This window comes from Fictibacillus sp. BK138 (assembly GCF_004216955.1).
In the GTDB taxonomy this organism is placed as follows: domain Bacteria; phylum Bacillota; class Bacilli; order Bacillales; family Fictibacillaceae; genus Fictibacillus.
Window position 1 is genome coordinate 2,649,515 of record NZ_SGXL01000001.1, and the last position, 12,606, is coordinate 2,662,120.

General features: G+C 35.7%; 22 protein-coding genes. 5 read left to right on the forward strand and 17 right to left on the reverse strand.

Going from position 1 to position 12,606, the window contains the following annotated elements; translation table 11 throughout:
- The first annotated feature begins 48 nt into the window (after window positions 1-48).
- On the forward strand, window positions 49-1,593 hold the full coding sequence (locus EV282_RS13250; RefSeq protein ID WP_130296251.1) for a DUF4041 domain-containing protein: 1,545 nt from the start codon (window positions 49-51) through the stop codon (window positions 1,591-1,593).
- 146 nt (window positions 1,594-1,739) lie between these two features.
- On the opposite strand, the gene EV282_RS13255 is transcribed toward EV282_RS13250, so the two are convergent.
- Window positions 1,740-2,564: an alpha/beta fold hydrolase gene (locus EV282_RS13255; RefSeq protein WP_130296252.1), complete on the reverse strand. Its 825-nt coding sequence runs from the start codon at window positions 2,562-2,564 to the stop codon at window positions 1,740-1,742.
- Between the two features lie 114 nt (window positions 2,565-2,678).
- Here EV282_RS13255 and EV282_RS13260 point away from each other — a divergent pair, with 114 nt between their 5' ends.
- Window positions 2,679-2,870, forward strand: a complete 192-nt coding sequence (locus tag EV282_RS13260) for a hypothetical protein (RefSeq protein ID WP_130296253.1) — start codon at window positions 2,679-2,681, stop codon at window positions 2,868-2,870.
- A 71-nt stretch (window positions 2,871-2,941) separates the two neighbouring features.
- On the opposite strand, the gene EV282_RS13265 is transcribed toward EV282_RS13260, so the two are convergent.
- The 3 genes from EV282_RS13265 to EV282_RS20295 form a co-directional block, all read right to left on the reverse strand.
- Window positions 2,942-3,325: an FAS1-like dehydratase domain-containing protein gene (locus tag EV282_RS13265; RefSeq protein WP_130296254.1), complete on the reverse strand. Its 384-nt coding sequence runs from the start codon at window positions 3,323-3,325 to the stop codon at window positions 2,942-2,944.
- Window positions 3,326-3,358: 33 nt separating this feature from the next.
- Window positions 3,359-3,604 (reverse strand): hypothetical protein, encoded by a 246-nt coding sequence (locus EV282_RS13270; protein ID WP_130296255.1) that lies wholly within the window; start codon window positions 3,602-3,604, stop codon window positions 3,359-3,361.
- A 220-nt stretch (window positions 3,605-3,824) separates the two neighbouring features.
- Window positions 3,825-3,980, reverse strand: a complete 156-nt coding sequence (locus tag EV282_RS20295; protein ID WP_165389461.1) for a hypothetical protein — start codon at window positions 3,978-3,980, stop codon at window positions 3,825-3,827.
- Between the two features lie 179 nt (window positions 3,981-4,159).
- On the opposite strand from EV282_RS20295, the gene EV282_RS13275 reads away from it, so the two are divergent.
- On the forward strand, window positions 4,160-5,152 hold the full coding sequence (locus EV282_RS13275; protein ID WP_130296256.1) for a Gfo/Idh/MocA family protein: 993 nt from the start codon (window positions 4,160-4,162) through the stop codon (window positions 5,150-5,152).
- A 95-nt stretch (window positions 5,153-5,247) separates the two neighbouring features.
- Here the strand turns inward: EV282_RS13275 and EV282_RS13280 are convergent, their stop codons facing one another.
- Entirely contained in the window at window positions 5,248-5,511 is a 264-nt protein-coding gene (locus EV282_RS13280) for a hypothetical protein (protein ID WP_130296257.1), read from the reverse strand.
- Between the two features lie 117 nt (window positions 5,512-5,628).
- Between EV282_RS13280 and EV282_RS20300 the strand changes: the two genes are divergently transcribed.
- Entirely contained in the window at window positions 5,629-5,796 is a 168-nt protein-coding gene (locus tag EV282_RS20300; protein WP_165389462.1) for a hypothetical protein, read from the forward strand.
- An 11-nt stretch (window positions 5,797-5,807) separates the two neighbouring features.
- On the opposite strand, the gene EV282_RS13285 is transcribed toward EV282_RS20300, so the two are convergent.
- From EV282_RS13285 to EV282_RS13295, 3 genes are all read right to left on the reverse strand, one after another.
- Window positions 5,808-6,290 carry a hypothetical protein gene (locus EV282_RS13285; protein ID WP_130296258.1) on the reverse strand — a complete coding sequence of 161 codons (483 nt, stop codon included), beginning with the start codon at window positions 6,288-6,290 and terminating at the stop codon, window positions 5,808-5,810.
- A gap of 35 nt (window positions 6,291-6,325) precedes the next feature.
- Window positions 6,326-6,715, reverse strand: coding sequence for a GNAT family N-acetyltransferase (locus EV282_RS13290; protein ID WP_207224331.1), 390 nt, complete (start codon window positions 6,713-6,715; stop codon window positions 6,326-6,328).
- Between the two features lie 190 nt (window positions 6,716-6,905).
- Window positions 6,906-7,169 (reverse strand): hypothetical protein, encoded by a 264-nt coding sequence (locus EV282_RS13295; protein ID WP_130296260.1) that lies wholly within the window; start codon window positions 7,167-7,169, stop codon window positions 6,906-6,908.
- Between the two features lie 149 nt (window positions 7,170-7,318).
- On the opposite strand from EV282_RS13295, the gene EV282_RS13300 reads away from it, so the two are divergent.
- On the forward strand, window positions 7,319-7,687 hold the full coding sequence (locus tag EV282_RS13300) for a hypothetical protein (protein ID WP_130296261.1): 369 nt from the start codon (window positions 7,319-7,321) through the stop codon (window positions 7,685-7,687).
- A gap of 3 nt (window positions 7,688-7,690) precedes the next feature.
- On the opposite strand, the gene EV282_RS13305 is transcribed toward EV282_RS13300, so the two are convergent.
- The 9 genes from EV282_RS13305 to EV282_RS13345 form a co-directional block, all read right to left on the reverse strand.
- Entirely contained in the window at window positions 7,691-8,158 is a 468-nt protein-coding gene (locus tag EV282_RS13305; protein ID WP_130296262.1) for a hypothetical protein, read from the reverse strand.
- Between the two features lie 16 nt (window positions 8,159-8,174).
- Complete coding sequence (locus tag EV282_RS13310; protein ID WP_425590194.1) at window positions 8,175-8,462, reverse strand: hypothetical protein; 288 nt, start codon at window positions 8,460-8,462, stop codon at window positions 8,175-8,177.
- A gap of 149 nt (window positions 8,463-8,611) precedes the next feature.
- Window positions 8,612-8,956: a n-acetylglutamate synthase gene (locus tag EV282_RS13315; RefSeq protein WP_207224300.1), complete on the reverse strand. Its 345-nt coding sequence runs from the start codon at window positions 8,954-8,956 to the stop codon at window positions 8,612-8,614.
- A 77-nt stretch (window positions 8,957-9,033) separates the two neighbouring features.
- Window positions 9,034-9,477: an NUDIX domain-containing protein gene (locus EV282_RS13320; protein WP_130296264.1), complete on the reverse strand. Its 444-nt coding sequence runs from the start codon at window positions 9,475-9,477 to the stop codon at window positions 9,034-9,036.
- A 20-nt stretch (window positions 9,478-9,497) separates the two neighbouring features.
- On the reverse strand, window positions 9,498-10,934 hold the full coding sequence (locus tag EV282_RS13325; protein WP_130296265.1) for a zf-HC2 domain-containing protein: 1,437 nt from the start codon (window positions 10,932-10,934) through the stop codon (window positions 9,498-9,500).
- Entirely contained in the window at window positions 10,931-11,122 is a 192-nt protein-coding gene (locus EV282_RS13330) for a sigma factor-like helix-turn-helix DNA-binding protein (RefSeq protein ID WP_165389463.1), read from the reverse strand. The genes EV282_RS13325 and EV282_RS13330 overlap by 4 nt, the downstream gene beginning before the upstream one ends.
- 11 nt (window positions 11,123-11,133) lie before the next feature.
- Complete coding sequence (locus EV282_RS13335) at window positions 11,134-11,418, reverse strand: RNA polymerase sigma factor (protein ID WP_130296267.1); 285 nt, start codon at window positions 11,416-11,418, stop codon at window positions 11,134-11,136.
- A 200-nt stretch (window positions 11,419-11,618) separates the two neighbouring features.
- Window positions 11,619-12,047, reverse strand: a complete 429-nt coding sequence (locus EV282_RS13340) for a GNAT family N-acetyltransferase (protein ID WP_130296268.1) — start codon at window positions 12,045-12,047, stop codon at window positions 11,619-11,621.
- A complete protein-coding gene (locus tag EV282_RS13345) occupies window positions 12,044-12,604 on the reverse strand; it encodes an NUDIX hydrolase (protein WP_130296269.1) in 561 nt (186 codons plus the stop codon). Before EV282_RS13345 ends, EV282_RS13340 begins: the two co-directional genes overlap by 4 nt.
- Window positions 12,605-12,606: the final 2 nt, after the last annotated feature.

The window sequence follows — 12,606 nt, forward strand, 5'->3', positions numbered from 1 at the left end:
TATATTTAAAGTTGGCTAAATTAATTAAAAAGGAGAAATTCACTAGATATGTATAAAGAAAAGTTTATCCATTCACCATGGGTAATTGGAATCTTATTCGGCTTATGGTTTTTAATAATACCACCAATTGTTGGTGTAGTTTTGATTTCTAAAAGGAATAAACATTTAAGGGAACACCAAATTTTATGGGAGAAAAATAAATTTGCTGAAATAAATAATTCAAAAGAACAAATTTTACAATTAAATGAGGAATTAAAGCTTTTATCCAAAGAAAAAGAAAATATTTATAAAGAAATAGAAGAATACAAGCCAATCACTGATAAGTTAAAGCTTATTAATATACTCGATCAGAAAAATAAAGATTTACAAGAAAATGCTGATTCACTGAATAAGAATATTCAAGACAAAAAAATGTTAATTAATTTAGAGGAATCAAGAAATGCTGTTAATAATGAAATTAACAATTTAAACACCCAAAAGGTAACAATTCTTGATGATATTTATAAACTCAGACAGCAAATGATAAGCCTTCATGATGAATTAGAGGTGCAATCTTTTGGTTTCTATAAGCCGAAATATGGATTTGAAAATTCAGAAGGTTACCAAAATAAATTAAATGAAATTAGGCAAGACCAAAAGAAAATGGTAAAAAATAAAGATGCTACTTTCCACAGTCTAGATTGGACAATCAGTAATGATAAAAAGAAAGGAAAGGAATTCATCTTAGATACTATTAAATTACTCCTTAGAGCCTTTAATAACGAGTGTGACAACATTATCACAAAGGTGAAGTTTTCTAACGTAGAAGCAAGTGAGCAACGAATTAAAAAAGTACATGAAGAGTTAAATAAACTTACTGATATGCAACAAGTTTTCATTACTCCTGGGTATTTAAATCTTAAAATTGAAGAATTGTATCTCAAGTATGAATTTGAAAAGAAAAAACAAGAAGAAAAAGAAGAACAGATGGAAATAAAAGAACGAATGCGGGAAGAAGCTAAGGCATTAAAAGAATTAGAAAAAGCAAAAGAAAAAGTCGAAAAAGAAGAAAAGCATTTTGAACAAGCTATTGAAAAGCTAAAAAGCCAAATGGAAGAGACGGATAGTTCTAAGCATGCTAAATTGATCGAAAAGCTAAAAGAATTAGAGTTACAATTAGCAGAGACTAAAAAGAATAAAGAAGATGTTCTTTTTAGAGTACAAAATACCAGAGCAGGATATGTTTATATTATTTCCAATATTGGTTCTTTTGGGGAAAATGTTTATAAAATTGGAATGACTCGTCGACTTGAACCATTAGATCGTGTAAAAGAACTTGGGGATGCTTCTGTTCCATTTGCTTTTGATGTACATGGTATGATATTTAGTGAAGATGCTCCAGCACTTGAAAACGCATTACACAAAGCATTCACAGATAGACGTGTAAATAAAATTAATGAGCGAAAAGAATTTTTCAGAGTGGAATTAAGTGAAATAGAGACAATTGTAAAGCTTAATCACAATAAGACAGTAGAATTCACAAAAATAGCCAAAGCTGAAGACTATAAGCAATCAATAGTTTTAAAAGAAAAAGAACTACTTGTTGTTAGTTAATATTTTTAAGAAAAGCTTTAAAATGAAATTATAATTAAATCCACCTAGTATTTATTAAATATTCATTTGTATAACAAAAAAAGAGCTAAATGCCTTTAAAGGATTTTGGCTCTTTTTTTGTATTTTATGAAGACAAAGGTGACTTTTTATACTCTCTCATTATAATTATCTACACGATCCAACCACTCACCAATATGTACCCTCAATAATTTGCTCTGTTCAATCTGCAAATTATGCCCAGCAGTATCCAAAACGGAAAACGTAGCTCTCGGATATTTATCAAGTATGTCAAACACGTCTTTATAGCCTGTAATATGGTCTTGCATACCCGTCAGGAACACACTCGGTTTCGGAAACACTTCTTGGTCGATCTTGAATGTGAACCCATAGGCTTCTGAGATTTTTTCTAAGAATCCTGGATCTGCTATCTTCATTCCGGCTACGACTTCTTCGTTGTACCTTTTCCACGTGTATTCATCTAACTTCACATGAATCCCTTTGAAGTCTTCTTTTTCTTCTTCTGTTAAAGTAGCTAAGAATTCGTGATCGACCTGTATGTTGGCATGCTCTGGCAATGTTCTTGCGTTCTTATCAGGAATGATCATCGGACAGATAAATGCTGCACCCATTACACGCTCAGGCATTTTCGCGATGACTCCCCTTGTGATGTATCCGCCATAAGATTCACCTGCGATCAAGAACGACTGGTCCGACAGTGTTGTTTCTATGAACTGAATAACCGCCTCTAACATTTCATCAGAGTTCTGAATAGATTCATAGTCTTTCGTCTGCCCCATTCCTGGCAGGTCGATATAGATGCGTCTGTATCCATCTCTCTCTTGAAAGATTGGTTCCATGCATCCTTTCATCAAACGATGGTCAGGTGAGAATCCGTGGATCATGAGGATCGGTGTTCCAGACCCTATTTCTTCATAATAGAAATTCGCTTTCTCTACTTTACAATAAGACATGGTTTACCACTCCTTTTTGCTTCGGTTACTCCATTCTTTAAAACCTTTATTGAATCCTGCTCTTTTGTGAATTGTGGTACTATAAAACAAACATAGCAATGAGGAGCGTTAACGGTGAAAGACTATTTTATCCGATTCACATTTAGCATTATGACGATGATCATCATTTATGGAATCTTCTACTTGCTCGGTTTACACGACAAGACCTGGGCACCCTTTATCATCCTGCCATTAGGGATCGCAGGTGGTCATGGTTCACTTTATTTTTATAAAATCATTCAGGAACAAAGAAACCAAATCAAATGAAATATGCAGCACCGCGTTTTGCGGTGTTTTTGTATATAAAAAAACAGCTCAAATGTCATAAACCTGAGCTGCTAATTTGATAGGATAATTCCTGCAAAGCTTCCTTTTAATACTTGTTTCTCATTTTGATTGGTGCATTGAAAAGTGGCCATGATCGATGTTCGATTGTTATCTTTCTGTTCTAACTCCTCGATCCGCACTTCACAAAGAATCGTATCTCCCGTAAAAACCGGTCTCAAAAATTCGAAGTTCATCGTACGAGCGAGCACATTGTTTTCTCCGCCAATTTTTGTTGGCAATGTAGCCGTTAACAATCCTTGGATGACGAGCCTCCCTTGTTCATCAGGATGAATATGGTGATCACCCTCATCCCAAGAGACTTTTGTAAACATCCCAACATCTTCTTTTGTAAACATCCGCTCAAAAGTAATGATATCCCCAACTTTTAGATTCACCATGAACTCCCCTTTTGCTTAAACATTTTCGCTTTAACCACCAATTCCCTTTGCGAGCAATAGAAGAAAAGCAAAGGTCAAAACCGCTCCATTCAATAACACACCCAAAATACCTGATAACCACTTTTTCGATAGCAACGCCAAAACAACACCAATCAATGAAAGTGATCCTAGAACGACAATGCCTGTCGTAAGATCCGCATTCGGTCCTCTTAAAAGAAAGAATGCAATAACACTCGCAATTACCATGAGAAACGAAAAGACACCGAATTTATTCATCTCTATCTATCCCTTCAATATGAAACTTTCATAATCGCTTTCTCAACAAAAGTTAGAACTCACTGATCGACTGCAAGGCAATGATCTGCCCATCTTCTGATGAATGTTCGATATAATTACCATAACATAACAAATATGTAAGGAGGAACAATATGGAAGCCTAGAATAGGAAAAGAGCCAGATCAATTGATCTTGGCTCTTCACTGTTCTATATTCGGACTCATCGACATTTCGGATTCAATGGCGTAAGTTCTAATTCAGGTTTTTGTTTTTCTTGTTCGGTAATTGGTTTTTCTACGAGTTTGACGACGTATCGTGGTACTGGTAAATCTAAAGGCTTTGATGTTAGCTGTTCATGGTTAGTCATTGTAAGCATAACTCATTCCTCCTCACCAGGTTTTACTACCACTTTACCCGAAAATATTATAGTATGAAACTTTTTTTGACAAAAACAGTCAATTGGTCCCGATGGTTTGTACATAATGTGACGAAAGGAGTAGAATACATAATATGCACGTGGTAAGGCTTATGCCTACCTCATATGGAAAGGAATGAATGTCTTTGAGATTTGGTGTAATCGGAACAAACTGGATTACGGAAAGTTTTATAAATGCAGCAAGTGTTGCTGAGGGTTTTACATTATCAGCGGTCTACTCTCGTACGGAAGAAAAAGCGAAAGAGTTTGCGGAGAAAAATGGCGCTGAACATATCTTTACGGATGTAGAGAAGATGGCAGCGAGCGATGTAATCGACGCGGTCTATATCGCAAGCCCGAACTCGTTTCATGCTGAACAAGCCATTACGTTGATGAATCATGGCAAGCATGTGATTTGTGAGAAGCCGATGGCTTCGAACGTGAAAGAAATGGAAAGCATGATTGCAGCTGCAAAGGAAAACAAAGTCCTCTTAATGGAAGCGATGCGCTCGACCGTGATGCCGAACTTTAAGTGCATTCAGGAAAACTTACATAAGATCGGCCCCGTCCGCCGTTATTTTGCGAGCTCGTGTCAGTACTCATCCCGCTATGACAAGTACAAAGAAGGAACAGTGCTAAACGCGTTCAATCCAAAGTTCTCGAACGGATCTATGATGGATATCGGCATTTACTGTCTGTACCCGATGATCGTTCTTTTTGGAAAGCCTGATTCGGTAAAAGCGAACGGACTTCTTTTGGAGTCAGGAGTAGACGGTGAAGGCAGCATCCTCTTGAACTATGGAGACAAAGACGCGGTTGTGATGTACTCGAAGATCTCGAATTCATACGTCCCATCTGAGATCCAAGGAGAAAACGGAAGCATCCTGATCGACCACATCCAGGACATGTCGAAGATCGAGATCCGGTATAAAGACGGTTCGGTTGAGGATATCACGGTAGAGCAGGACAAGCCGAAGATGTATTATGAAGCTAAAGAATTCATGGACCTTGAAAAAAATGGTGAGCTGGAGTCGAAGGTAAACTCGCATGCGAACTCATCCGCTGTAATGGAGATCATGGATGAAGCTCGAAAGCAGATTGGACTGGTTTTCCCTGCGGATACCCACAATTAGTTAGACTATATTGTACAACGTGTTTAGCCGACCATATTCTGGTCGGTTTTTTTATGTTCTTTTTCTATGAAAGCACCCGATTGTCGAAACTGGTTTTAAAACTTCCACAATAGCCACGCTGCAAATGGTAATCCAACCGTATAAAGCAGACTTATTGAATTACCTATATAACCAACCACCTTCAGAATTCCGCTGTTGCTTTTATAAGCCGAAAACAGTCCTACTATAGGAAGAATCCATCCACCCAAGATCAGTAAAGGCAAAGACCTTCCAAGTAAACCTATGTTAAAAAAGTCAGAAACAAAAACAGCCATAGAGAAAAAGAACATAAACACTGATGCAATACCGTATTTATTCATATCTATCTCCTTATTGTTTGAAGATTGAATAGAATTACAATACTAATTTGTAGTATTATTACATATATCAACCAATACCTATATGAGATTACAAATCAATAAGTAGAGGTGTTTGAAGTGAAATTTACAAAAAATCAATATAAAGAACAACTTTTAAAACGCCTAAGTAATGATGAACAACCGAATTTTAAAATGCAAAAGATTTCTTATTCTTCTCCTATGGAAACAATTAAACATTTAGCCCCTTCTCTATTACCTACATTTAAAGTATTAAATCCGCAATAAACCAAAGTTAATTAATTTACTTCAACTACAAACGTGTAGGACACTTCCCCATTCGGCCATTTTGCTAATACCTCATAGATGTACCGACCTTTACTTGACGGAACAGATAAATGATTGTTCTTTAAGGTGACTTCTTTATCTCTACCGTTTTGATTCCATTGGTAGACGGATACCTTTGGATTATCTTCAATATCAATATTAATGTTCGTGTTTGATTCCAATTTAATAGCCCTGTAATATTCACCTATTTGATTTGGAGATGCAGCATCTGTTTGTACAACCTCGGTTTCCGATCCCTTTTTTCTTTTCCACTTATAGTTTCCAGCTTCTATTTTATACTCTTTTCCCTGTACATTAATCAATCCGGTCATAGAAGGAGGGAAATCGTCTTCATTTTCTTCTATTTGATTATTTGTTCCAGTTGTACCAATCGTACAACCCGTTAGCCAAAGTGAAGCTATTACGATAGCAAAAAATACATTTTTCACTTTCAATACATACCCTCTTTTCTAATCTGACTTTACCTACACTATTCATTTGCTACCCATTCATATAGAATATCTGGCAAATTCTCTTCATTCTCATGCCCTCTACCAATGATTTTAAAGCCATTCATCTCATAAAAGCGTTGGGCTTTTTTATTAATCTCGAATGTATATAATGTTAATCTTGCGGATGATTGTTCCTTCGCTTTTCTGAGTAAGCTTTTTCCTATACCTTTACCTTGATGATCGTTATGTATATAGAGTTGGCTAATTTCCGTTTCGTTATAGGCAATGATTCCAACCACTTTTTCACCCCATAGGGCTATATCAACTTGATATTCTTTAGGTAAAATATGATTCAAATAGTATACATGGCTTTCAAAACTATGAACCTCTTTTTGACCAATTGCCTTGTACTTACTCTCTCTCCACATTTCAACTTTTTGTTCAGCATACTTAGATTCATAGGGAATAATAATAATTTTATGATCCAACCGATCACATCCTTTCCCAGGTTACAATGCTTATCAAGCTAAAATGTATAAAGAACATTCTAATTTCAAAAAAAGTTTAAAATAGGCATTAACTAATCAGCAAGCAGGGTGATTATCTCATCCCCTTTTTTTATCTGCTCTCTTCTTTATCCAATTCTAAAGGATTGGTTATACGTAAGATAATACCCGTACACAAAAAACAAATTACAAAAGCAAACCATCCCATTTTTTCAAATCCGTTAGCAAATTTCTGCCAAAAATATATGGCTGGAAATAGAATTCCTGCACTGATAAGATAACCATTCATTACACGATCATTTTTAAGTTTTTTACCTATAAAACTCATTATGATTAACCAAAAAACCATTATTAAAATCCATATAACTCCATTCATCCTTATCCTCCCCACTACATTTTAATAAAAAACGGACATTATCGTTTAACTGTTCAAATAACAGTGGTATCTGCTTTAGTTTTATTACGCTGTATTTGGAGTTGGTCTATAATAAAATAATCAACACTTAAACCTTAGGAGGCAGAAAAATGTTCCTTGGAATAAATGATGCATTTCATTTCTCTACAAACGGTACTGATTTTAACACCGTAAAAAAAGGCACAGAGGAAATCATATTAGGCAAAGTTGAAACTGTCCAAGTTCTTACAGCTATAAATCGAGTACTGATACTAACAAGAGATCCAAAATCAACGGACTATTTGTATGGATTTGATTTGGATGGCCATTTAATATTTAAAACTACACCTCCAGAACATTATAACTTTTGGTATCTAAGTGGTAAGCAGGTTGCTTGTACGGAAGCAGATGATCTAGCAAAAAAGTCTCCACTTTCTGGATGGTGGTTTTCAATCGATTTAAAAAACGGGAATTTGACGATGGGTTCACCCGCTTACTAATAGTTATTCCACCTTAATATTACCCACAAATTCTGTATCTCCCTGATCCGAATCGAAGTCAATTTCTAATACATAATTCCCTTTTTCTTTTGGGAAATAGAACCCTCCAGCTTGTTCACTCAGAATCTGAATCTCATCCCCTTGTCTGACTACTACACTAATCGTTTGCCCGGTATAGATATAACGGCCGTCTTTACCATTCTGTTCATAAACTAGGAGAGCTCGCCCGCCTGGTTTCACCGTAATCTGTTTCTGTTTCGCAGCGAGCTCTTTCAAATCGATGTGTTCCTTATTGAGTTCTTCATCAGTAAATCTCCAGTTGCGATTTCCCTCTTTAAGTTTATACTTCTTATCTCCTATATCTAAATGTACTGTAGGCGGGTCTTCATAATAATCCTCACCTATACATCCAGTCAGCATAAGAATGCCGATAAGCCGCATAGCTGCATAATATTTATGTAAGCTCCTCAACTCTTTTACCACCTCGTCAGACTATATTTCTATTCTCATTCTTTACGGTTAGGAAGGATATAAAGTACGTTAGAATGGCTGTTAAGACACCTGCTCCAAACAGGATGCTGCCAATGATCACAAAGTTATTTTTATACGTGTCAACAACCCGGTTATACTGCCCGGTATCAGCCACACCGCCTTGATCTAGAAGCCATGAATCCCCAATGGAAGTCGCAAAATAAATACTCGAAAACATCAGTATTAACCCCGCTACTGTTAATAAAGATGAAATAATACTTAATTCTTTGATTTTGTGATCCAACATAATCCCTCCAAAGAAATACCTAATCCTTTTTCTAAGTTATTCACTAACATTCACTTTATTTCAATAAAAAAGAGCACTTCTCCTTCTTGAAGAAATGCTCCACTTTAAACGATTACTTTTTTTATCTTTAGTTGTAACGAACGATTTTATATTTTAACTTCTTCAATAACGGAATGTCCCTCAGTCGCTTCTGAATCAAGCCATTTCCAATTCTCGTACAGCCTGATTCGCCCATCTGGTAAGATTTCAGGAGTTGAATTACATTGTCCGCCTCTAATTTCATTTTTCGTATTTACGTGGTTGTACCTAAAATCTAAACTACCGTCTTCCTTTACGATTCCGACCAATGTTCCTTTTATGATTTCCCCTCCACCGTAAGTTGCTGTGATGATCTGACCCTCTTGTTTATATTCAAAAAAGGTCTTTGAGGAAACTTCTCCGTTATCTGTGTTTTCTACTGAAACAAAGCTGCGGCCATTATAATCTATCATCTCGTTGCTCCTCTCCGAATTTATTTTTACAATCATATCATTTTTTCTTGAGAAGGCCATTTATATTAATTTTATAATTAAATAAAATCTAGTATTCTGATATCTACGGAATCAATCGAACCAATTTCCTCTCTTAAATCCCATAGCATTATTTTTGAAGTTTCTTCGTTTTCCTTAAAAGGTTGAAGTTTTTCCATGTTCGTAAAGTACACGGGATTAAATTTAATCTCTCCATTTAATTTTTTAGACTTTAATAATCCTTTAAACTTTAAATCAGTTACAATTTGTCCTGTTTCTTCATACAGTTCTCTTCTTGCGCATTCCTTTGGAGTTTCTCCATCTTCCCTACTACCTGCTGGCAACTCCCACTGTTCTCGCCAGACGTTGTAACACATAAGGTACTTACCTTCACATTTTATTACTGCAAATGAGCCCGCTAAAGGAGGATAATTAAAGATTTCTTCTTCCGTTACATTAATAAATTCAAGAAACTCTATACCATTATTTTTGGTTGAATTCATATGCTATCCTCCTGATAACTTCAATAGTTAAAAACATATGGCCTTTCAACTATACCTGTCTCGGCATTAATATAAACGAAGCTATCCTCACCTTCGAAAACATGGACAAGAACGTAATCGGCAGATACCGTTGAATAAATAATGCCTTTTTCTACCGATTTTCCTTTTACACCTGAAACTTGCTCAGCCTTGGATTCAATTAATTCTGTACTAAGCACTGCCTTGTATTTTTTTGCGAAAAATTCTTTTGTAAGCATTGGCCTGTGTGCTAAAAACATGCTGTCACCAGTTTCCGCATCAAATTGGATGTAATACGGTTCAGATCCCTGGAATAGCAATCTATATTCTCCGGCAAGCGGAACAAACCTGAATCTGTAGATACTTGGCTGGCCACCTATATTTTCTCGCCACATTTCAAAGTGAGCGTTATTGCCGTAAATTTTTTTGACAAATTGTTTTGCCTTTTCCATAACTTCCTTCTTGTCTTTAGTCTTTTTATCATTCAATCTCAATGAGCTATCCGCATCAAAAATCATTCCAGAGTACCCGTTAATCTCACCACGAATACCATTGATTTCAAAGCGGTAAACACCAGGAACATCATTATGAGATTTTTCTAGTTCGACCTTTTCCTCCTCTATATTGAATACTGTTCTAATTTTCTTCTCTAATTCTTTCTCTTCCAACAGCTTCATCTCAGAAGGCAGCTTGTGATAGGTGTTATAAAAGTAAGCGAGTTCCTCGATTTTGGTAATCGGTTCTCCAATTCCATCAATATTCAGAATCTCAAAATAAGAACTATAGCCATGATGAAAGCTATTATACTCACTTCGAACGTGCTGAAATAATGTATTAGAATGCTTTTGCAAAAGTTCAATTGCCTCCACATCTGTTTCATCCTGAAGTCCCTGACTTTTTCGCTCTTTTAGACTATTTAGCATTTCATTAAAACCCTCGGAATCTACAAAAAAATTATAGGAGGTATTTTTAAATAAATTGCGTTCGAGCCAATTCAATTCGTTGTCCAAATCAATAATATCGTCAATGGAAGAAGATAAATATTCACTGCTAGATTCATAAGGATCTTTTGCAATTCCATTAAGTGTTTCGCAATAAAGATACATCCCGTTTAAAAGGGTGGCTACTTGTTCACGGTTTGCAGCATATCGGTTGATTCCTGTAACAATGATGATAGCTGCAAGAAGAACGGCAATGACTTTCATTCTTCTTAATCGGAAGTTCAGCCTGATCCGGTCATCTAGATCTTTAGATACTTTTTCTTCCTTATCTTCAGGTAAGAGCGATACTTCAGAAAATCCGCTGCCTTTTTGATACAACTCACGGCATCGGCTGCATTCCTTTAAATGTTCTTCCACTGCACGTCTGTTTTCCGGTTTTAATTCATTTTCTTCATATAATGGATACAAATCTTCTACAAGACTGCAATCTAGTTTCATCTTCTTCCCTCCTCGTCTTCAAGATAAAATTCCTTGAACTTCTTTTTTGCCCGATGAATGCCGACCTTTATGTTGCCTTCCGTCTGGTTCAGAATTTCTGCCATCTCTTTGAGGGAAAAACCTTGCTCTCTTAATACCAGTAGCGATCTTTCTTTTTCTGAAAGCCTTTGAAGTGTTTGCTTGATCATCATTTCTGTTTCTATGTTTCGAGTGGTTCCTTTTGATTGAAGTTCAGGTTCTGCAAAAGGAATCCATTCTTTCGTGAAAATTTTCCCGCTTCATTTAAATATGTATTCCTCGCAATTTTAAATAGCCACGTTTTAAGGGAGGACTCACCGCGAAAACGGCCATATCCCTTGAAAGCTTTTATGAATGTATCATGCGTAAGTTCCTCTGCAATCGTACGGCTTCGGCACATATTGCGGAGATAACGGAAGATCGGTTCTTTATATGCGTGATACATCTCTTCAAGCGGATCTGCCATGTTCTTCTCTCCTCCCAAAGATAATGACAAACGAAATAGGAAAAGGTTACAAAAAATCTTTAACCTCTTTTTTATTTCGGATATCAGAACAAGAAGGTTGATTAATCCAAAATAAAAAGTGCATTCTCTTTCTTACAGAAATGCACCTAATTGTTTAAAAAGAATTATTTAGTTATGCTAAAGAAATTTTGATTTTCCATTTATAAATACTTCTTGAATCCCTTACTGACTAATCCATCAAATCCTTCTCTTTCGAAGAATTGATGAGCACTTTCACGGGTTGAATTACTAAGAAGCATTATTCTATGGCAATTTAGCGAACTACAATAATTCTCAACATACTGTAAAAGTTTTTGTCCTATATTCTTATTCCGATGATTCTCATGTACAATAATGTTCTCAATTACTCCGTATGGCCTCTTGCCATGCAGAGCCTGCAAACATATATTTAGTGTTACAGTCCCTAATATTTCTCCACCTTCATCGTATACGAACAAAAAGTTGTAAGGGTGCTTTCTTATTGTTTCGATTTGTTCTTCAAGTACATTCATTTTTCTACTATTGGGAACTAACATTCTATAGAGTTCAAACAACTTATTCTTATCCGTACCTTCTGCTTCACGAATCATATATAGCTCCTTTTCTTAGCTAAATAATCCTTAGCCATAAAATAAGCGTGTGCTGTGAATAGTTGTGTTTTTAGTTGATTCGTTCTGATTAAATCTCCTAGTTTATCAAATTCAAATAAACGTAACTCTATTTCTTCTGTTGCATCTAAATCTTGTTCAAATTCTTGATAGGCATCCAAAATGAGAAAAGTAATGACTTTATTGTTTTGTGTAGCAGGATTGACCATATACTCACCTAATTTAATTGGTTTCACCATTGAAGTAAATCCAGTTTCTTCCCTTACTTCTCTAAGTATGCCTTCTTCATATGTTTCATTCTCCTCCATTTTTCCAGCTGGTATCTCTAAGAAAACATCATCTCCTGCATACCGATATTGTTCCACAAGAACAATCTTATTGTCTTTCGTTACAACAATGGCATTTACCCAATTAGCATATTCATTTATGTAATAATCATCTATAATATGTCCATTTGGCAGCTCACATCTGTCTTTTCTTAAGTTACCAAATGGTGTTTTGTAAAAATATTCCGAACTTAAAGTTTTCCACTTTTTCATTT